At 68.0% G+C, this 19640-nt stretch carries 15 protein-coding genes and 1 pseudogene; 6 read left to right on the top strand and 10 right to left on the bottom strand.

Annotated features, from left to right (window positions below):
- Positions 1–3 precede the first annotated feature (3 nt).
- Together treY and treZ are read left to right on the top strand one after the other, a co-directional pair.
- Positions 4–2298, top strand: a complete 2295-nt coding sequence (gene treY / locus G6N53_RS17615; protein WP_163890485.1) for a malto-oligosyltrehalose synthase — start codon at positions 4–6, stop codon at positions 2296–2298.
- On the top strand, positions 2291–4024 hold the full coding sequence (gene treZ, locus G6N53_RS17610) for a malto-oligosyltrehalose trehalohydrolase (RefSeq protein WP_163890483.1): 1734 nt from the start codon (positions 2291–2293) through the stop codon (positions 4022–4024). The genes treY and treZ overlap by 8 nt, the downstream gene beginning before the upstream one ends.
- Here treZ and G6N53_RS17605 read toward each other — a convergent pair.
- Both G6N53_RS17605 and ilvA read right to left on the bottom strand, forming a co-directional pair.
- Positions 4021–4437: a DUF5946 family protein gene (locus G6N53_RS17605; RefSeq protein ID WP_264061966.1), complete on the bottom strand. Its 417-nt coding sequence runs from the start codon at positions 4435–4437 to the stop codon at positions 4021–4023. The two genes, treZ and G6N53_RS17605, sit on opposite strands and share 4 nt — an antisense overlap.
- Positions 4437–5726 carry a threonine ammonia-lyase IlvA gene (gene ilvA, locus G6N53_RS17600; RefSeq protein WP_163890479.1) on the bottom strand — a complete coding sequence of 430 codons (1290 nt, stop codon included), beginning with the start codon at positions 5724–5726 and terminating at the stop codon, positions 4437–4439. The genes G6N53_RS17605 and ilvA overlap by 1 nt, the downstream gene beginning before the upstream one ends.
- Before the next feature lie 143 nt (positions 5727–5869).
- Here ilvA and G6N53_RS17595 point away from each other — a divergent pair, with 143 nt between their 5' ends.
- Positions 5870–6097, top strand: a complete 228-nt coding sequence (locus G6N53_RS17595) for a hypothetical protein (RefSeq protein WP_163890477.1) — start codon at positions 5870–5872, stop codon at positions 6095–6097.
- Positions 6098–6106: 9 nt separating this feature from the next.
- On the opposite strand, the gene G6N53_RS17590 is transcribed toward G6N53_RS17595, so the two are convergent.
- A complete protein-coding gene (locus G6N53_RS17590) occupies positions 6107–6493 on the bottom strand; it encodes a MerR family transcriptional regulator (RefSeq protein WP_163890475.1) in 387 nt (128 codons plus the stop codon).
- Between the two features lie 46 nt (positions 6494–6539).
- Here G6N53_RS17590 and G6N53_RS17585 point away from each other — a divergent pair.
- Positions 6540–6983 (top strand): annotated as a pseudogene (locus tag G6N53_RS17585) (PPOX class F420-dependent oxidoreductase); the annotation flags it as partial.
- 13 nt (positions 6984–6996) lie between these two features.
- On the opposite strand, the gene dnaE reads toward G6N53_RS17585, so the two are convergent.
- From dnaE to lspA, 5 genes are all read right to left on the bottom strand, one after another.
- Positions 6997–10551: a DNA polymerase III subunit alpha gene (dnaE, locus tag G6N53_RS17580; protein WP_163890473.1), complete on the bottom strand. Its 3555-nt coding sequence runs from the start codon at positions 10549–10551 to the stop codon at positions 6997–6999.
- 71 nt (positions 10552–10622) lie between these two features.
- Positions 10623–11285 carry a TetR/AcrR family transcriptional regulator gene (locus G6N53_RS17575; protein WP_163890471.1) on the bottom strand — a complete coding sequence of 221 codons (663 nt, stop codon included), beginning with the start codon at positions 11283–11285 and terminating at the stop codon, positions 10623–10625.
- A gap of 53 nt (positions 11286–11338) precedes the next feature.
- On the bottom strand, positions 11339–12229 hold the full coding sequence (gene rarD / locus G6N53_RS17570) for an EamA family transporter RarD (RefSeq protein ID WP_163890469.1): 891 nt from the start codon (positions 12227–12229) through the stop codon (positions 11339–11341).
- Positions 12226–13155, bottom strand: coding sequence for an RluA family pseudouridine synthase (locus tag G6N53_RS17565; protein ID WP_163890467.1), 930 nt, complete (start codon positions 13153–13155; stop codon positions 12226–12228). Before G6N53_RS17565 ends, rarD begins: the two co-directional genes overlap by 4 nt.
- Positions 13155–13724, bottom strand: coding sequence for a signal peptidase II (gene lspA, locus G6N53_RS17560; RefSeq protein WP_163890465.1), 570 nt, complete (start codon positions 13722–13724; stop codon positions 13155–13157). The genes G6N53_RS17565 and lspA overlap by 1 nt, the downstream gene beginning before the upstream one ends.
- A gap of 43 nt (positions 13725–13767) precedes the next feature.
- Between lspA and G6N53_RS17555 the strand changes: the two genes are divergently transcribed.
- Positions 13768–14670 (top strand): asparaginase, encoded by a 903-nt coding sequence (locus G6N53_RS17555; RefSeq protein WP_163890463.1) that lies wholly within the window; start codon positions 13768–13770, stop codon positions 14668–14670.
- A gap of 15 nt (positions 14671–14685) precedes the next feature.
- Here the strand turns inward: G6N53_RS17555 and G6N53_RS17550 are convergent, their stop codons facing one another.
- A complete protein-coding gene (locus G6N53_RS17550; protein ID WP_163890461.1) occupies positions 14686–16053 on the bottom strand; it encodes a DNA polymerase IV in 1368 nt (455 codons plus the stop codon).
- A gap of 39 nt (positions 16054–16092) precedes the next feature.
- Here G6N53_RS17550 and G6N53_RS17545 point away from each other — a divergent pair, with 39 nt between their 5' ends.
- Entirely contained in the window at positions 16093–16335 is a 243-nt protein-coding gene (locus tag G6N53_RS17545; RefSeq protein WP_163890458.1) for an RNA-binding S4 domain-containing protein, read from the top strand.
- Between the two features lie 69 nt (positions 16336–16404).
- On the opposite strand, the gene ileS is transcribed toward G6N53_RS17545, so the two are convergent.
- The gene (gene ileS, locus G6N53_RS17540) at positions 16405–19524 is read right to left on the bottom strand and encodes an isoleucine--tRNA ligase (RefSeq protein WP_163890456.1); all 3120 of its coding nucleotides are present in this window, start codon (positions 19522–19524) and stop codon (positions 16405–16407) included.
- Between the last annotated feature and the right edge of the window lie 116 nt (positions 19525–19640).

Here is a 19640-nt window from a genome sequence, read left to right as displayed (position 1 = left end):
CAGATGCGAATCCTGTCGACGTACCGGTTGCAGATGCGCGGCCCCGCCAGCGGGGAAGCGTTCACTTTCGCCGACGCGGAGAACCTCGTCGACTACTTGGCCGAACTCGGTGTCTCCCACCTCTACCTGTCACCCATCCTCACCGCGGCCGAGGGATCCAGCCACGGCTACGACGTCACCGACCCCACCACCGTGTCGGCCGAACTCGGCGGCGCAGAAGGTCTGCAACGGCTCGCCGACGCTGCGCACAGTCGGAAGATCGGCCTCATTGTTGATATCGTGCCCAACCATGTCGGCGTCGACGTGCCCCGGCAGAACCGGTGGTGGTGGGACGTGCTGACCTACGGCAGGGAGTCGGCCTTCAGCTCGTACTTCGACATCGACTGGACGTTGGACCCCGACGGCCGAATCGTGTTGCCGGTCCTGGGTTCTGACGACGACGTCGCCGACCTGGTGGTCGACGGCGAGGTGCTCCGACTCGGCGACCTGGAGTACCCGATCTGGCCCGGCACCGGAGAGGGCACCGGCGCCGAGGTCCACGATCGCCAGCACTACAAGCTGATCGGCTGGCGCAACGGATCCTGCGGCTATCGGCGCTTCTTCTCGATCACCTCGCTGGCAGGTCTGCGCCAAGAGGACCGCGCGGTCTTCGACGCCACCCACGCCGAGGTGCGCCGGTGGTTCGCCGAGAACCTCGTCGACGGCATCCGCATCGACCATCCGGACGGGTTGTCCGATCCTGCAGGCTATTTGACCTGGTTGCGAGAAGTTGCGGGGCCGCAGGCCTGGATCGTCGTCGAGAAGATCCTCGCGGTCGACGAGCCGCTGGATCCCAGCCTGCCCGTAGCAGGCACCACCGGGTACGACGCGCTGCGCGAAGCGGGTGGGCTGTTCGTGGACCCGTCCGGTGCCGAAGCGCTGACTGCCCTGGTGGATTCAGCAGGCGGCGACCATGCGGCGGCTGCCGAAACCGCCCGCGGACTCAAGGTGAAAGCCGTCACCGAAACGCTGGCCAGCGAGTTGCGGCGACTGCGCCGGGCGGTCGTCGCCGCCACCGGACGTGACCACGACCTGCTCCCCGACGCGGTGGCCGCCCTGCTGAGCAACATCGGCGTCTACCGCTCGGATTACCTGACGCTCACGTCGGTACTGCCGGTCGCCGTCGCCGAGACCGCCTCGGCCCAGCCGGAACTCGCCGACCCGCTCGCGCTCTTGATGGCCGCCACGACCCGCAACCCGGAGGTGGGCGTGCGACTGCAGCAGCTGTGTGGAGCGGCCACCGCGAAGGCGATGGAGGACTGCCTCTTCTACCGCGACGCCAGGCTGGTGTCGCTCAACGAGGTAGGCGGCGAACCGGAGTACTTCGGCGTCAGTGCCGCGGAATTCCACCGGCGCGCCGCGGACCGCGCAGCGCTGTGGCCGCACGCGATGACCACCTTGACCACCCACGACACCAAACGCGGCGAGGACGTGCGCGCACGCATCGGGGTACTGTCGCAGGTTCCCTCGCTGTGGAGCGAGCTGATCCAGGGCTGGGAACGGACGACCCCATCCCCCGACCCGCTCACCGGACTGTTCCTGTGGCAGAACATCTACGGTGTCTGGCCTACAGACGGAACCGTGAGCACCGAACTGCGCCAACGCCTTCACGGCTACGCGGAGAAGGCCATCCGGGAAGCCGCGCTGCACACGACGTGGAACGAGCCCGACGTGGAGTTCGAGGCTGCCGTGCACGACTGGCTGGACGCGGTGCTGGACGGACCGGTCGCGGCGGAGCTGACCGCAACCCTGGCCAGACTGGACGAGCATGCCCGCACAGATGCGCTGGGCCAGAAGCTCGTCGCGCTGACCGCGCCCGGCATTCCGGACGTCTACCAGGGCACCGAGCTCTGGGAGGACAGCCTGGTCGATCCCGACAATCGACGCCCGGTCGACTACTCGCTGCGCCGCGACGAGATGGCGGCCGACTCGCATCCCAAGATGCGGGTGGTGCGCGCGGCGTTGCAGTTGCGACAGCAACGACCCGACACCTTTCTGTCCGGCGGGTACCGCCCGGTGCCGGCTGACGGCGAAGCCGCCGAACACATCGTGGCGTTCCTGCGCGGTGAGGACGTGCTGGTCGCCGTCAGCCGCTGGACGGTCCGGTTGGCCGACAACGGTTGGGGTGAGACCACCTTGGCGCTTCCCGACGGACACTGGAACGATCTCCTGAGCGGCTCGACACACGCCGGCGAGATTCCGGCGGGTGAGCTGTTCGGCGCACTGCCGGTGGCATTGTTGGTGCGCGCCGATGGCTGAGCACGAGTTCACCGTCTGGGCGCCGCGACCAGACAGGGTCCGCCTCGACGTCGACGGTGCGCTGCACCCGATGACGCGCACCCACGACGGCTGGTGGCACGCGGTTGCCGACGTCGCTGCCGACGCCCGCTACGGATTCGTCGTCGGCGACGGCCCCAAAGTGTTGCCCGATCCTCGGTCGCCGCGCCAGCCCGAAGGCGTGCACGAACGTTCGCAGCTGTGGCATCCCTCGCCTGAGGCGTGGACCGACGACGGGTGGCAAGGGCGCTCCATCGAGGGCGCGGTGATCTACGAGCTGCACGTCGGGACGTTCACCGCCGAGGGGACATTCGATTCGGCGATCGAGAAGCTGGAACACCTGCTCGATCTCGGCGTCGACTTCGTCGAGCTGATGCCCGTCAATGCGTTCGGTGGAACGCACGGCTGGGGCTACGACGGGGTCCTCTGGTACGCGGTGCACGAACCCTACGGTGGCCCCGACGCACTGATCCGGTTGATCGACGCCTGCCACGCCCGCGGGCTCGGTGTGCTGATCGACGCGGTGTTCAACCACCTCGGCCCGTCGGGGAACTACCTGCCCGAGTTCGGGCCCTATCTGTCGACGGGCAGCAACCCCTGGGGCGAGTCGATCAACATCGCCGACGCCGACGCCGACCCGGTGCGCCGCTACATCCTCGATTGTGCGCTGCGCTGGATGCGTGACTTCCACGCCGACGGGCTGCGGCTGGACGCGGTTCACGCCCTGGTGGACACCACGGCCATCCACATACTCGAGGAGCTGTCGGCCGAGACCGATGCGCTGGCAGCCGAAGTGGGGCGGCCGCTGTCGCTGATCGCCGAGAGCGACATGAACGATCCGAGGCTGATCACGCCGCGCGACCAGGGTGGTCTCGGCATGACCGCCCAGTGGGACGACGACATCCACCACGCGATCCACTCCGCTGTCTCCGGTGAACGACAGGGCTACTACGGCGACTTCGGCACCCTCGAGACGCTCGCACAAACCCTCCAGCACGGCTACTTCCACGCGGGCACCTACTCGTCGTTCCGGCACCGTCGGCACGGACGGCCACTGGACACCGCGACGATCCCGGCCACCCGCCTGCTGGCCTACACGCTGACCCACGACCAGGTGGGCAACCGTGCGATCGGTGACCGGCCGTCGCAGAACCTGACCACCGGCCAGCTCGCGGTCAAGGCGGCACTCGCGCTCGGCTCCCCCTACACGGCGATGCTGTTCATGGGTGAGGAGTGGGCATCGTCGTCGCCGTTCCAGTTCTTCAGCTCCCATCCCGAACCCGAGCTGGCCCGGGCAACAGCGGAGGGCCGCAAGAAGGAGTTCGCCGAGCACGGCTGGGACGCCGACGAGATCCCCGACCCACAGGACCCGGCGACGTTCGAGCGCTCGAAGCTGAACTGGGACGAGGTCGGCGACGGTGAGCACGCCCGGCTGCTCTCCTTCTATCGCAGCCTGATCGCGTTGCGCCGCAGCGAGTCCGACTTCGGCGATCCCTGGCTGGATCACCTGAAGATCACCTACGACGAAGATCGGCGGTGGATCGTCATGCACCGCGGCAACTTCACCATCGCATGCAATCTCGGCGACCTGCCGGTGGACGTTCCCGTCACCGGCGAGGTAGTGCTGGCCTGGGAGGAACCGGAGACCGGCGGCGACCGCACCCGGCTTGCCGGCCATTCTGTCGCGATCGTCCGCAGACCCGGTTAGTCCGACACCCGCGACGGCCCCCGCGCGGCCCGGGCCACCGCCTCTGCCCAGCGGCGAACCGAGGTCCGATAGTTCTCCGGTGTCGACAAATCGACGTCGCCGATCGAGTCCTGGCAGCGCAGGACAAGCGACCGGGACTCCTCGCCGCGCCGGATGATGCGGCGCGAACCATCAGAACGCTGCCGAATCTCACTGCGGGCGTGTTGGTTCGGGGGTTCGTCGAGGTAGGCCAGGACGAATTCAGCCATGGCGTGCACATTTTCATCGGTGTAGCGACCGTGTTGCAGCATGTATGTACTGACCGTCAGATGGTGCACCACACCGTATTCCGGGTCGGAGAAGTCCCGGTCCAGGCATGCGTGGAACTTCGTCTCACAGTCATCCACGCCGCAGTATGGGCAACCGGCCGCCATCAGGTCAGATAGCGGTACGTGGGCGAACCCGGCTCGAGCAGTTCGACGTGGCACTCCGAGGTCTGCATCCGCGCGATCAGCCCCTCCAGATCCGACGCCGACCCCATCTCGATACCGACGAGCGCCTCGCCGGTCTCGCGGTTGTTGCGCTTGACGTACTCGAACAACGTGATGTCGTCGTTCGGGCCGAGCACCTCATCGAGGAACCGGCGCAGCGCGCCGGGCTCCTGCGGGAAATCGACCAGGAAGTAATGCTTGAGCCCCAGGTGCACCAGGGAGCGCTCGAGGACCTCGCCGTAGCGGGACACGTCGTTGTTGCCGCCGGAGATCAGGCAGACCACCGTCGAGCCCGGCTGGATGTCGGCGTCGAGCAGCGCCGCCACCGACAGCGCGCCCGCCGGTTCGGCGATGATGCCTTCGTTCTGGTACAGGTCGAGCATCGCGGTGCACACCGCACCCTCGTCGACGGTGGTGATGGACACCATGTCCCCGGCCGCCGACAGCGCGGCGAACGGCAGCGTCCCCACCCGGGCGACGGCCGCCCCGTCGACGAACTGGTCGACGTGCTCGAGTGTCACCGGCGTTCCGCTGGCCAGCGCGGCCACCAGCGCCGCTGCACCGGCCGGCTCCACCCCGAGGACCGAGGTCGTGGTCGTCCGCTCCGCCAGGTAGGTGGTGATCCCGCTGATGCACCCGCCCCCGCCGACCGGCACGATCATCAGGTCCGGCTCGCCGCCGAGTTGGTCGAGGACCTCGACCGCGATCGTTCCCTGGCCGGCCATCGTGCGGAGATCGTCGTACGGCGGTACCAGCGTCGCGCCGGTGCGCGCGACGTCCTCGCGGGCAGCCTCGGCCGCCATGTCGTAGGTCTTGCCGCCCACGATCAGCTCGATGTAGTCGCCGCCGTGATAGCGGATCCGGTTGCGCTTCTGCTTCGGCGTCTTGGCCGGAACGTAAACGCGCCCGTGCACCCCCATCGACCGGCATGCCAGGGCGAAACCCTGGGCATGGTTGCCGGCGGACGAGCACACCACCCCGGCGGCCTTCTCTTCGGGACTCAGCTGCATCAACAGGTTGTAGGCACCCCGCAGCTTGTACGAGCGCACTTCCTGCAGGTCCTCGCGCTTCAGGTAGACCTGCGCACCGGTCAGTGCCGACAACCGATCGCTGAGCTGCAACGGCGTGCGGGACACCACGCTGGAAATTCGCCGGGCTGCCTCGTCGACATCCGAGGCACGCAACGGCGCCTCGGGATCGATGCGAAGGCTCTGGCTCAGCTCAGCGGACACCGCACAATGGTGCCACCGCAGCGCACCGCAGCAAAAACGGATTCAGCCGGCACGTCCGACAGCTAGCCGGACTAGCCAAATCGCTCGTCCACAATCGGGATTTCGGCTAGCCGAAACCTTTCGTACGAGCTATCGTCATTTTTATGACCACCGCCGAACAGTTCCGCGAGGCCGTGACGCATCCGGCCTCGACGGTGTCGGTTGCCGGGGTGCCGTGGCCCGCCTACAAGGTGCTGGCCCTGCTGGTCGGTCTGCTGGTGTTCGCGGTGGTCATGGTGGCGACCACCACCGCCGCCACCGCGGTCCTCAGCGGCGCAGGCGTCGGCACGTTGGTTTGGCTCGTCCTGGGGTTGGCCGGCTCCTCACGCTGAGCGTCGAGATCAACCGGGCTCGGGTCGGTGAACTCCGCATGTGCATGCGTCGATAGACGGACACGTGCAGCGCATCCCCCACTCGACGGTCTTCCTCGCCATGGCCAACTCCGCCATACGCGCGTCGATCTCGATCAGCTTCGCCTCGGCCAACGCCCGACTGGCGGGTCGCCCCGGCATCTCGTCGGCATAGAGGACCTGGATCTCGGCCAAGGTGAATCCCGCGGACTTGCACAACCGGATGACTTCGAGGCGCGTCAGCACGGAATCGTCGTAACGGCGTTGACCACCAACCCGCGCCGACGGCGTGATCAGGCCGAGTTTCTCGTAATAGCGCAACGTCGTCGGCGCGATTCTCGCCCGGCGCGCGATGTCCCCGATCGTGTGAGCCTTCATTACACCTCGAACCCTTGACTTGAAGTCAACTCTAAGTGGTTCGCTGATCCTCGTGGACACCGTCGACGCCTTATCCGAAGCCAGATACCTCCTCCTGCGGTCCTACCGTCGAGACGGCACGGCCGTCGACACCCCGATCTGGTTTTGCCTCGACGGCTCGTCGTTGGTGTTCCGCACAAAGATCGGCCCGAAGACTCGCCGGCTTCTCGCTCGACCCGACGTCGAACTCACCGCCTGCGACCACCGCGGCCGGGTACTCGAAGGCAGCCCCACCATGCGAGGTCGGGCCACACTGCTCTCCGGCGACGACGCTGAATCGGCGAACAGCGCCCTGCGCCGGCGCTACGGCTGGCAGTGGAACACCGTGCCGATGCTGAAGGTCCCCGGAGTGACCAACGTGCACCGGAACCTGTCGCTGCGCGAGAAGCTGCGGCGGATCCGCAGCCGCACATTGTGGCCGGACAGCGCGATCGTCCGAGTCGACGTCTCGGTGATCCGCCCGATCAACCGCCCAGGCAGCCGGGGCCCAACAGCGCCTTCAGGTCGCCCATCAATGCCGAGGACGGGGTGACCCGCAGCGACTGATCCAGCTCCAGGGTCGTGGTGCGCTCCCCGCTGATCAGTCGCAGATGCACCTGTGCGGTGCCCGGATGACGTGCCAACACCTGCTTGAGCGCGCTGACCTTGTCGACCGTGCACTGCCGGGTGGGCAGGCTCACCGCGACCGGACGATTCGCCTGGGCGGTCGAGAAGTCAGGAACGACAAGCTCATTGGCGATCAGCGAGATTCGGTCATCGCGAATCGCCACCTTGGCGCCGACCAGCACTACGACATCGTCGGCGATCTCGGCACCGAACATCGAGTAGGTCTGCGGGAAGAACAGCACCTCGATACCGCCGGTGAGGTCTTCCAGCTGAGCCGAGGCCCACGGCAGCCCGTTCTTGTTGACCCGGCGGTTCACCGACGCGAGAATCCCACCGATCCGGACCTGCGTGTCGTTGGCGACGTCCCCGTCCAGGATGGCCGGGATGGCGGTGTCGACCTGGGCGGCGAGCAGATGAGCGATCCCGTTGAGCGGGTGACCTGACACGTAGAGGCCCAGCATCTCGCGCTCGAGCGCGAGTTTGTGCTTGTCGTCCCACTCCTCGTCGGGCACCTTGATCGTGAACACCGAGTCCCCAGCGCCGGAGTCGGCCCCTCCGAACAGGTCGAACTGCCCCATCGCCTCGGCCTTCTTTGTCCCGAGCACCGAGTCGACGGCGTCGGTGTGCACCAGGAACAAGCCCTTGCGGGGGTGGCCCAGCGAATCGAACGCCCCGGCCTTGACCAGCGATTCGGTCACCTTCTTGTTGCACGGCCCGATGTCGATCTTGTTGAGGTAGTCGGAGAAGTCGGTGAACTTGCCCTTCTCGTTGCGGGTGTTGATCAGCGACGCCACGACGTTCGCGCCGACGTTGCGGACCGCGCCGAGCCCGAAGCGGATGTCGGTTCCCACGGAGGCGAAGTTCTGCGCCGACTCGTTGACGTCAGGCGGTAGCACCGTGATGCCGAGCCGCCGGCAGTCGGCCAGGTAGACCGCGGCCTTGTCCTTGTCGTCGCCGACCGACGTGAGCAGCCCCGCCATGTATTCGGCGGGATAGTTGGCCTTGAGGTAGGCCGTCCAGTACGACACCAGCCCGTAGCCGGCGGCGTGCGACTTGTTGAACGCGTAGTCGGCGAACGGGAGCACCGTGTCCCACAACGCCTTGACGGCGGCCGCCGAGAATCCGTTGGCCTTCATGCCCTCGGAGAAGCCCTCGAACTCCTTCTCGAGAACCTCCCGCTTCTTCTTGCCCATGGCCTTGCGCAGAATGTCGGCTCGGGCCAGCGAGTAGCCGGCAACCTTCTGCGCGATCCGCATGATCTGCTCTTGGTAGACGATCAGGCCGTAGGTCTCGGACAGGATCTCGCGCAGCGGCTCTTCGAGCTCCGGGTGGATCGGCTTGATGGCCTGCCGCCCGTTCTTACGGTCGGCGTAGTCGTTGTGGGCGTTCATCCCCATCGGCCCGGGACGGTACAACGCGATGACGGCGACGACGTCCTCGAAGCCGGTGGGCTGCATACGACGCAACAGGTCGCGCATCGGTCCGCCGTCGAGCTGGAAAACTCCGAGGGTGTCACCGCGCCCGAGCAGTTCGTAAGCCGCGGGGTCGTCCAGCGGGACGGTGTCCAGGTCCAGATCGATGCCGCGATTGGCTTTGATGTTCTCGATCGCGTCGCCGATGATCGTCAGGTTCCGCAGGCCGAGGAAGTCCATCTTGAGCAGGCCGATGGCCTCACACGACGGGTAGTCCCAGCCGGTGATCACCGCACCGTCCTGCGGGCGGCGCCACAGCGGGATCGCGTCGATGAGCGGTTCGGAGCTCATGATCACCGCACAGGCGTGCACACCCGCGTTGCGGACCAGACCCTCGAGGCCCCGCGCGGTCTCGTAGATGGTCCGCACGTCCGGGTCGGTGTCGATCAGCGCCCGGACCTCGGCGGCTTCCTTGTACCGCTCGTGGGCCGGATCGGTGATCCCCGACAGCGGGATGTCCTTGGCCATGATGGGCGGCGGCAGCGCCTTGGTGATCCGGTCGGCGATGGCGAAGCCGGGCTGGCCGTAGTGCACCCTGGCCGAATCCTTCAGCGCCGCCTTGGTTTTGATGGTGCCGAACGTGATGACCTGGGCCACCCGGTCGCTGCCCCACCGGTTGGCGGCGTACCGCAGCATCTCGCCGCGGCGCCGGTCGTCGAAGTCGATGTCGATGTCTGGCATCGACACCCGCTCGGGGTTGAGGAACCGCTCGAACAGCAGCCCGTACGGGATCGGATCGATGTTGGTGATTCCCATCGCGTACGCGACCAGCGATCCGGCAGCCGACCCGCGGCCCGGGCCCACCCGGATGTCCACCGAACGGGCATAGCCGATCAGGTCGGCGACGATCAGGAAGTAGGACGGGTAGCCCTTCTCGCAGATGACCTTGATCTCGTAGTCGGCGCGGTCGGTGTACTCCTGCGGCACCGCGCCGGGGAACCTGCGCTGCAACCCGGCCGCAACCTCGTGGCGCAACCAGGTCTCCTGAGTGTGCCCCTCGGGCACCGGGAACACCGGCATCCGGTCGACCGGCTGCCACACCTCGGTATAGGGCTGCACCCGCTCGGCGATCAGCAGGGTCGAGTCGCAGGCACCGGGCACCTGGTCATCCCACAGCGCGCGCATCTCGGCGGCGGACTTGAGGAAGTATCCGTCGCCGTCGAACTTGAAACGGGCCGGATCCGACAACGTCTTGCCGGTCTGGATGCACAGCAGCGCCTCGTGGTTGTGCGACGCGTCGCGGGTCACGTAGTGGCAGTCGTTTGTGGCCAGCGGCGGGATGTTCAGCTTGCGGCCGACCTCGAGCAGCCCCTCGCGGACCCGGGTCTCGATGGACAGGCCGTGGTCCATCAGCTCCAGGAAGAAGTTCTCCGGGCCGAAGATGTCCCGCCACTTCGCCGCGGCCTCCAGCGCCTCGCGCTCGTGGCCCAGCCGCAGGCGGGTCTGCACCTCACCCGAGGGACAGCCGGTGGTGGCGATGATCCCCTCGGCGTGCTCGGCGATCACCTCGGCGTCCATCCGTGACCACTTACCGAGCTGACCCTCGAACGATGCCAGCGACGACAACTTGAACAGGTTGCGCAACCCGGTGGCGTTCTCCGCGACCATCGTCATGTGGGTGTAGGCGCCACTGCCCGAGACGTCGTCACCCTTCTGGCTCGGGTCGCCCCACAGCACACGCTTTGTGTCGAATCGTGACGCGGGGGCGATGTAGGCCTCCACGCCGATGATCGGCTTGATCCCGACCTCGGTCGCCTTGTTGTAGAACTCGCTGGCGCCGAACATGTTTCCGTGATCGGTCATCCCCACCGCGGGCATCTGCAGCCGCTGCGCCTCGGCCAGCATCGGGCTGATCTTCGCGGCGCCGTCCAGCATCGAGTACTCGGTGTGGTTGTGCAGGTGAACAAAAGACCCTGAGGACCGCCAGTCTGAACCGCTCATAGGGTGGCCAGTCTATGACCGGCCACCGACAGCGCGCGGCGTGTCGCAGTGCGTGTCTCGCGTTGTTCGGATCAGGCTTGCACCGGCGCGCCGACCCGCTGGTCCAGCAACCCGGTTTCGAACATCCGGAGCAGTTGCCTGGCAATCTCGGTGGCCCCGGTGGCGTCGACGAAGCCGGCGTAGAAGCCCATCCCCCAGAACAGCGCCGCCAGCATGTCCGCGACCGCGCGCGGATCGGAATCGGCTGCCAGCTCGCCGTGCGCGATCGCCTGCATCACTATCGAGTGGTAGAAGCCGTGCACCGAGGCGACCACGGCGTCGGCCGCGTCGGTGCGGGGCCGGCCGCGGTGGTGTTCGAGCCGGGCGGTCACCAGGAACTGCATCGCCGCGGCATCGGGCAGGACCAACCGCTGCATCTGCTCGATGAACACCGTCAACTGATTCTGCAGCCCGCTCTCCCCCTGAGCGGCCACGGCACATTCCGCGACCCGCGTGTAGGCGTCGCGGAGCAGGATCTCGTACACCTCGTCGCGGGTGGCGAAATAGTAGTGAAGGGTCGGCCTGCTCACGCCGGCGCGCAGCGCGATCTGCTGGAACGTCGCCGCGTGGTAGCCACGCTCGGCGATGACCGCACGGGCGGCATCGAGGATCTGCACCCGCGTGGCCTCAGAGTCCGAGCCCACCGGACGGCCGCGGCCCCGCGTTCGGGGCGGGGTCAGGGGTCCGGGCTCCACGAGCAAACGCTATTGCATAGCTGGTAACCGGTCAATCGATACTTTCGCAAATATCACACCGAGGACGGCTCAGCGGACCGCCGCACGACACGCGCGCGGCGCACCGCATCGACGGTGAACACCGCCAGCGCCACCCAGATCAACGCGAACCCGAACCAGCGCGCGGGCGGCATCGGTTCGTGGCCGACCAGCACGCCCCACGACAGCTGCATCGCGGGGGTCATGTAGAACAACAGACCCAGCGAAACCATCGCGAGCCGCTGCGCGGCGGCGGCGAACAGCAACAGCGGCAGCGCCGTGAGCACGCCCGCGAGCACCATCAACCCGGCATGCCCGGCACCGTGGCCGGTGAACGTTCCCTGACCCGTGACCTGCAGGTAGGCCACGTACGCCACCGCGAACGGCGCGGCTATCGCGGCTTCGACGCCGACGCTGACCCTGGGGTCGGTGGGCACCAGCTTCTTCACCGCGCCGTAGAGGCCGAAGGACAACGCAAGACCGAGACCGATCACCGGCGGCGCCCCCACGTTGACCGTCAGCACCACCACCGCGACGACCGCGATTGCCAGCGCGCTCAGCTGCCAGCGGTTCAGCCTCTCCCGGAAGATCAGCAGCCCCAGTGCGATCGACACCAGCGGGTTGATGAAGTATCCGAGCGCGGCGTCGACGACGTGACCGTTGTTCACCGCGTAGACGTAGATCACCCAGTTGACCGAGATGAGGGCTGCGGCCGCCGTCAACAGCAGCCAGTTCCGTCCGGTGATCGCCTTGAGATCACCCAGCCGGCGGACCACGGCGACCACCACGAGCATCAGGACGAAACTCCAGATGATCCGGTGGGCCAGCACTTCGACCGCGCCGGCAGGTTTCAACAGCGGGAAGAAAGCCGGGAACAGCCCCCACATGCCGTAGGCGCCGACGCCGAACAGCAGCCCGGATCTCACAGGTCGTGATTGCGCAGGATGTCCAGCGCGTGCTGCAGGTCGGCCGGGTACGGGCTGGTGATCTCGACGCGGCGGCCGTCGGCCGGATGCACGAACGCCAGCGATCTGGCGTGCAGCCACTGCCGTTCCAGCGCCAGCTTCCTGGCCAGGTTCGGGTCCGCACCGTAGGTGAGGTCACCGCAGCACGGGTGGTGCAGTGCGGCGAAGTGCACCCGGATCTGGTGGGTTCGCCCGGTCTCGAGGTGGACGTCGAGCAGGCTCGCAGCCTGGTGCGCCTCCAGCGTGTCGTAGTGGGTGACACTGTGCCGGCCCCCGTCGACGACCGCGAACTTCCAGTCGTGGCCGCGGTGGCGGCCGATCGGTGCGTCGATGGTGCCGCTGGACGGATCGGGGTGCCCCTGCACCAGGGCGTGGTACCGCTTCTCGACGGTGCGCTGTTTGAACGCCCGTTTGAGCACGGTGTACGCCCGCTCGGACAGGGCGACGACCATGACCCCCGACGTGCCGACGTCCAACCGGTGCACGATGCCCTGGCGCTCGTGGATGCCCGAGGTGCTGATGCGGAAGCCGGCGGCCGCCAGACCGCCCAGCACGGTGGGTCCGTGCCAGCCGACGGTGGCGTGCGCGGCCACTCCCGGCGGCTTGTCGACCGCCACGATGTCGTCGTCGGAGTACAGGATCGACATCCCCTCGATGTCGACCGGGGTGTTCTCCACCGGCGCGGGCGGCGCGGGCAGTCGAACCTCGAGCCAGGCCCCTGCGGTCAGCTTGTCCGACTTGCCCGCCGGGGCGCCGTCGAGTTCGACGTCGCCCTCCTCGGCCAGCGCTGCCGCCGCGGTACGCGACAGCCCGAGCAGCCGGGCCAGGCCCGCGTCCACCCGCATGCCCGCCAGCCCTTCCGGGACCGGCATGGAACGTGTGGTCATCAGTCTTCGGACTCGGTTTCCGGCTGGCGCCTCCCGATGGTGTCGAAGTCGAACCCGAACAGTGACAACACCACCAGCAAGATCGCCCCGCCCACCACCGCGGGGTCGGCGACGTTGAACACCGGCCACCATCCGATGGACAGGAAGTCGACAACGTGGCCGCGCAGCGGTCCGGGCGACCGGAAGAAACGGTCGACGAGATTGCCCATCGCGCCACCGAGGATCATCCCGAGGCCGATCGCCCACCACGGGGACACCAGCCTGCGTCCCATCCAGATGATCCCGAAGACCACACCGGTGGCGACCAGGGTCAGCACCCACGTGTAGCCGGTGGCCATCGAGAACGCCGCACCCGAATTGCGCACCAACGTCCACGTGACGGTGTCACCGATGATCGACACCGGTTGCCCGGGCGTCAGCAGCCGCACGGCCAGCACCTTGGTGACGATGTCCAACACGAGCACCACGGCCGCCACGGAGAGCAGCAGGCGCAGCCGCCGTGGTGCAGACGGCTGAGCCGGCTCGTCGCCGGCCACCGGCTCGGCCGCACTCGATGATTCATCAGTCACGCCCACCATCATCGCAAAGAGCCGGTGGTGAACAATTCCACCCATGCCTCGCCTCGTCGTCATAGCCACCGGTGGGACGATCTCGACCAGTGCGGACGCCGACGCCGTACTTCGCCCCACCCTCACCGGAGCCGACCTCACCGAAGGGCTCGACGTCGAGGTCATCGACGCCATGTCGGTGGACAGCTCGCAGCTGACCCCGCCGGACTGGGACCGGATGGGCGCGGCGATCCGGTCGGCCGCGGCCACCCATCATGCGGACGGGATCGTGGTCACCCACGGCACGGACACGATGGAGGAGACCGCGTTGTGGCTCGACCTCACCTACGGCGGGGAGGCGCCGGTGGTGCTGACCGGTGCCCAGCGCAGTGCCGATGCACCCGACGCCGACGGCCCGGCCAACCTGCGCGACGCGCTCGCCGTCGCCGCCGGTCAGCAGGGCCGCGGGGTGGGCGCGGTGGTGAGTTTCGCGGGCACCGTGTTCGAGCCGCTGGGTCTGCGCAAGGTCGCCACCGGCGAATCACAGGCTTTCGCCGGGCGCGTTCTCGGTCCGGTCAAGGACCGCCCGTTCCTCGGCGCCCTGACGGCCGCGGACGCGCCGCGGGTGGACATCGTCGCGGCCTATCCCGGGGCCGACACCGCCGCACTCGACGCGTGCGTGGCGGCCGGCGCCCGCGGCATCGTGCTGCAGGCCCTGGGTTCCGGCAATGCCGGCGCCGCGCTGATCGACGGGGTGCGGCGGCACTGCCGCGACGGCGTCGCGGTCGCGGTGTCGACCCGAGTTCCCGGTGGGCGGGTCAGCCCCGGCTACGGACCGGGACGCGCGCTGGCCGACGCCGGGGCGTTCGTGGTGCCGCGGCTCGGGCCGCCGCAGGCACGGGTGCTGCTGATGGCCGCGCTCGCCGCCGGCTCACCGGCTCCGGCGGTCTTCCAGCGTTGGGGCTGACCGGCTCGCGAGGCGTCAGGTCGCGCTCTGGGACCGGTTGAGTTCGGCGAGGAAATCCGGCCAGTCCAGGCTGTCCACCGGGTTGGCGCGGGTCAGCGCGGGGTCGTCGCCGGCGAAGGTGCGCGCCTGCCCGGGGCCGGAGCTGCGCGTCTCGAAGCGCACGGTCACTACGCCGTGTCCGGCGCCCTGGACCCAGCCGTGCCCGAAGTCGGTGTGTGCGACGTCGTCGCCGACCCGCCACGCCGGCGCCGTCGGTCCGGCTTCGGCGAGCGGCTCCGGCAGACCGATACGGGCGATCTCCTCGGTTGCCATCAACTCCAGATCGGGGAACAGCGACTCCTGCTGGACCTCGGACAGGCCGGAAAACCCAACTCCGACAAGGCGGATCGGGCCGATCTCGACCGGGTCGAGGAGCAGTCGTCGCGCGGTGGCGTTCAGTGTCGCGGCGTCGGTGGTCGCGTACGGAAGGGTCGCCGACCTGGTCAGCGTGCTCATGTCGGACTTCTTCAGCTTGACGGTGACGGTGCGCGCACCCCGGCCGTCTTTGAGCAGCCGGCGGTGGGCGTGCTCACCGATCGGCACCGCCGCGTCGCGGAGCTGGTCGAGCGTGGTCAGATCCTCGGGAAAGGTCGACTCGGCGCTGATCTGTTTCGCCGGGGCGTTCTCGGCGACCGGCCGGTCGTCGATGCCGCGCGCCAGCCGGTGCAGCGCCGGGCCGACCGTCGGTCCGAGGATGTTCGCGACCTCGGCGTCCGACAGCGCCGAGAAACCGCCGATGGTCTCGATGCCGAGCCGGTGCAGTTTCTCCTCCGCCACCGGCCCGATGCCCCAGAGCTTGCGTACGGGCAGCCCGTCGAGCAACGCGTGTTCCTCGTCGCGGGCCACCACGGTGATGCCGTCGGGTTTGGCCAGACCGGAGGCGATCTTGGCGATCTGCTTACCCGAGCCCGCGCCGACGGATGCGACCAGACCGGTCACGGCGGTCACTTCGGCACGCAGCGCCTCGCAGAACGACGCCACCTCGGCGCTCGGAGCGCCGGCCAGCTCGGTCGGCTCCCCGAACGCCTCGTCGAACGACAGCTGCTCGAGCACCGGCACCATGGTGCGCACCGTCTCGAAGACACGGCGGCTGGCCAGCCCGTACACGACCCCGCGCGGCGGCAGCACCACGGCGCCCGCCCCGACGAGACGGCGCGCCTGGTGCATCGGCATCGCCGACCTGGCGCCGTAGACCCGCGACTCGTAGCTGGCGCCGGCCACCACACCGCGGCCGCCGAGCCCGCCCACCAGCACCGGCCGCCCCCGCAGAGTGGGCCGGGTCAGCTGCTCCACCGACGCGAAAAACGCATCCATGTCCAGGTGCAGCACCCATCGCGCGCCCACAGCTGTCGATGCTATGCGGTGCGCGATAGCCTCACCTGCATGGCACACCCGGACGCCGAGGCTTCCGACGTCCCGATCCGGGATGCCTCGATCCGCCTCGGACAGTTCCTCAAGCTGGCGGGCCTCATCGACTCCGGCGCCGACGCCAAGTCGGTGATCGCCGACGGTCTGGTCAGCGTCAACGGCGACGTCGAAACCCGCCGCGGCAGGCAACTGCGCTCCGGTGACGTCGTCGTCTTCGCCGGACAGGGTGCCCGCGTCACCGAAGTTGACGCCCCGTAGACCGCGACAGTGAACTCACGGTCGCAATCGCGGCGTGATCACAACCTTGGATTCACGCTCAGCGTCAGATCATGCCTTGGCGATCGCCACCCGGACGCCATCGCCGATCTCGGTGAATCCGTCAGGTTCACCGAACTCGAAGCTCGTCGCCAGGATCTCGTGCGCGATGAGGTCTCGGTGGGTTCGCGCCCAATCCTCTTGCTCCCCAGGCACCGAGAGCACCACCGAGATCCGGTCGGACACGTCGAAACCGCTGGATTTCCGCAACTCCTGCAGCTCGCGGATGCGGTCCTTGGCCCAGCCCTCTGCTTCCAGCTCCGGGGTCACGGCGCCGTCCAGCACCACCAGACCGGCTCCATCGGGTAGCGCCGCCGTCCAGTCCGGGTCCGCCGCGACCAATTTGGAGCTGAACTCCTCGGGGAGCAGGACCGCGGGCCCGGCCTCCAGAGTGCCGTCGCTTCTGAGCACGCCCTCCCCTGCCTTGACCGCCTTGATGGCAGCCTGCACATCCTTGCCGATGCGCGGACCGGCGGCGCGGGCATTGACCGCGAGCTCGAACCGGCCGTGCGCGGCGATGTCATCGGTGAGCTCGACCGACTTCACGTTGAGCTCGTCGGCGATCAGGTCCCGGTACGGCTCGAGCCGGCGCGGGTCCTGCACCGCCACAGTCAGTTTCGGCAGCGGCAACCGGACACGCAGCTTCTTGGCCTTGCGCAGTGACGATCCGGTCGAGGCCACCTCCCGCACCAGATCCATGTCGGCGACCAGTTGCGGGTCGGCAGGCAGCGCGTCGGCCTCCGGCCAGTCCGTCAGGTGCACCGACCGCTCTGCGGTGAGTCCCCGCCAGATCACCTCGGAGATCAGCGGCAGAAGCGGGGCGGCCAACCTGCTGGTCACCTCGAGGACGGTGTGCAGCGTGTCGATCGCATCGCGGTCCTCTTCCCAGAACCGCGCACGCGAACGCCGCACGTACCAGTTCGTGAGCGCCTCGGTGAACTGACGCAGCTGGTCGCAGGCCACCGAGATGTCGCAGACGTCCAAAGACGCGGTCAGCTCGTCGCGCAGCGCGGCCAGCTTGGCCAGGATGTAGCGGTCCAGCACATGCGTGGAATCGGTACGCCAGCTGCCCTTCTCGGGCGCGTAGAGCGCCAGGAAGGTGTAGGCGTTCCACAGCGGCAGCAGCACCTGGCGGACACCTTCGCGGATGCCCTGTTCGGTGACGATGAGATTGCCACCCCGCAGGATCGGCGACGCCATCAGGAACCAGCGCATCGCATCGGAGCCGTCGCGGTCGAACACCTCGGTGACGTCGGGGTAGTTGCGCAGCGACTTGCTCATCTTCTGGCCGTCGTTGCCGAGCACGATGCCGTGCGCGACACAGGTCCGGAACGCGGGCTTGTCGAACAGCGCCGTGGACAGAATGTGCAGGGTGTAGAACCAGCCGCGGGTCTGACCGATGTATTCGACGATGAAGTCGCCGGGAAAGTGCGTGTCGAACCAGTCCTGGTTCTCGAACGGGTAGTGCACCTGCGCATACGGCATCGACCCGGAGTCGAACCAGACGTCGAGGACGTCCTCGATGCGGCGCATCGTCGAGCGCCCGCTCGGGTCGTCGGGGTTGGGCCGGGTCAACTCGTCGATGTAGGGCCGATGCAGGTTGGTCGGGCGTACCCCGAAGTCGCGCTCGAGTTCGTCGAGGCTGCCGTAGACGTCGATCCTCGGGTGGGCCGGATCGTCGGACATCCACACCGGAATCGGAGTGCCCCAGTACCGGTTTCGCGAGATCGACCAGTCGCGGGCACCAGCCAGCCACTTGCCGAACTGCCCGTCCTTGACGTGCTCGGGGTACCAGGTGATCTCTGCGTTGAGTTCGACCATCCGGTCGCGGATCTGGGAGACCTTGATGAACCACGAGGACACCGCCCGGTAGATCAGCGGGTTCCGGCACCGCCAGCAGTGGGGGTAGGAGTGCTCGTAGGTGTCATGACGCAGCAGCACCGCGCCGTTGTGCGCCGCGGGCCCGGTGCCGTTCTTCAGATCTCGGATGATCTGCGGGTTCGCGTCGAACACATGCTGTCCGGCGTAGTCGGGCACGGTGTTGTCGAACCGCCCCTTGGCGTCGACGGGAGTGACCGCCTCGATGTCGGCGGTCAGCGCGGTGGCCATGTCGTCCTCGCCGTAGGCCGGCGCCATGTGAACCACCCCGGTGCCGTCCTCGGTGCTGACGAAGTCGGCGGGCAGTACCCGAAACGCGTTGGCCGAGTTCATGAAGTACGGAAACGGGGGGACGTAGTGCACGTCGATGAGGTCCCGGCCGGACACGGTGGCCACGACCTGCGGCTCGTCGCCGAGCTCGCGGGCGTAGGCGCCGAGGCGGGCCGCCGCCAGCACGTACCGCCGTCCGTCGGGCGCTTCGACGACGACGTAGTCGACGTCGGGGTTGACGGCCACGGCCTGGTTGGACGGCAGCGTCCACGGTGTCGTCGTCCATACCAGCAGGTAGGCACCCAGGAGGTCCTCCCGCGGCCCTCCCGCCACCCGGAAGCCCACCGTGAGCGCCGGGTCCTGGCGGCTCTGGTAGACGTCGTCGTCCATCCGCAGCTCGTGGCTCGACAACGGCGTCTCGTCGTTCCAGCAGTACGGCAACACCCGGTTGCCCTCATAGGCCAGACCCTTGTCCCACAGCTGCTTGAAGGCCCAGATCACCGACTCCATGAAGCCGAGATCGAGTGTCTTGTAGTCGTTGTCGAAATCGACCCAGCGCGCCTGGCGGGTCACATAGGACCGCCACTCGCCGGTGTACTTGAGCACCGACGCGCGGCAGGCGTCGTTGAACTTCTCGATGCCCATCTGCTCGATCTGGGCCTTGTCGGTGATACCGAGTTGGCGCTGCACCTCGAGCTCTGCGGGCAGGCCGTGGGTGTCCCAGCCGAAGCGGCGTTCGACCTTGTAGCCGCGCATGGTGCGGTACCGCGGCACGATGTCCTTGACGTATCCGGTGAGCAGGTGCCCGTAGTGCGGAAGCCCGTTGGCGAACGGCGGGCCGTCGTAGAAGACGTACTCCGGCGCGTCGTCGCGACGTTCGATGCTTGCGCGGAAGGTGTTGTCGTTCGCCCAGTACTCGAGCACGTCGGTTTCCAGCGCCGGGAATCTGGGCGCTCCGGCGGCCGGCTTCGGGTAGGCGGTCACGTGCGTACGTCTCCTGTGCCGATGGTTCAGGCACGGGGACGACGTCGCGCCGGTGCGCGAGCGCCGCGGTACCACCCCGCTTGCGCACCCGGGGTGCGCCGCTCAACGGAGGCGAT

Origin of the sequence: Mycolicibacterium hippocampi, from assembly GCF_010723735.1 — a bacterium.
In the GTDB taxonomy this organism is placed as follows: Bacteria; Actinomycetota; Actinomycetes; order Mycobacteriales; family Mycobacteriaceae; genus Mycobacterium; species Mycobacterium hippocampi.
Note: the sequence above shows the minus strand (reverse complement) of the source record. Positions and strands in the feature narration are given on the sequence as shown.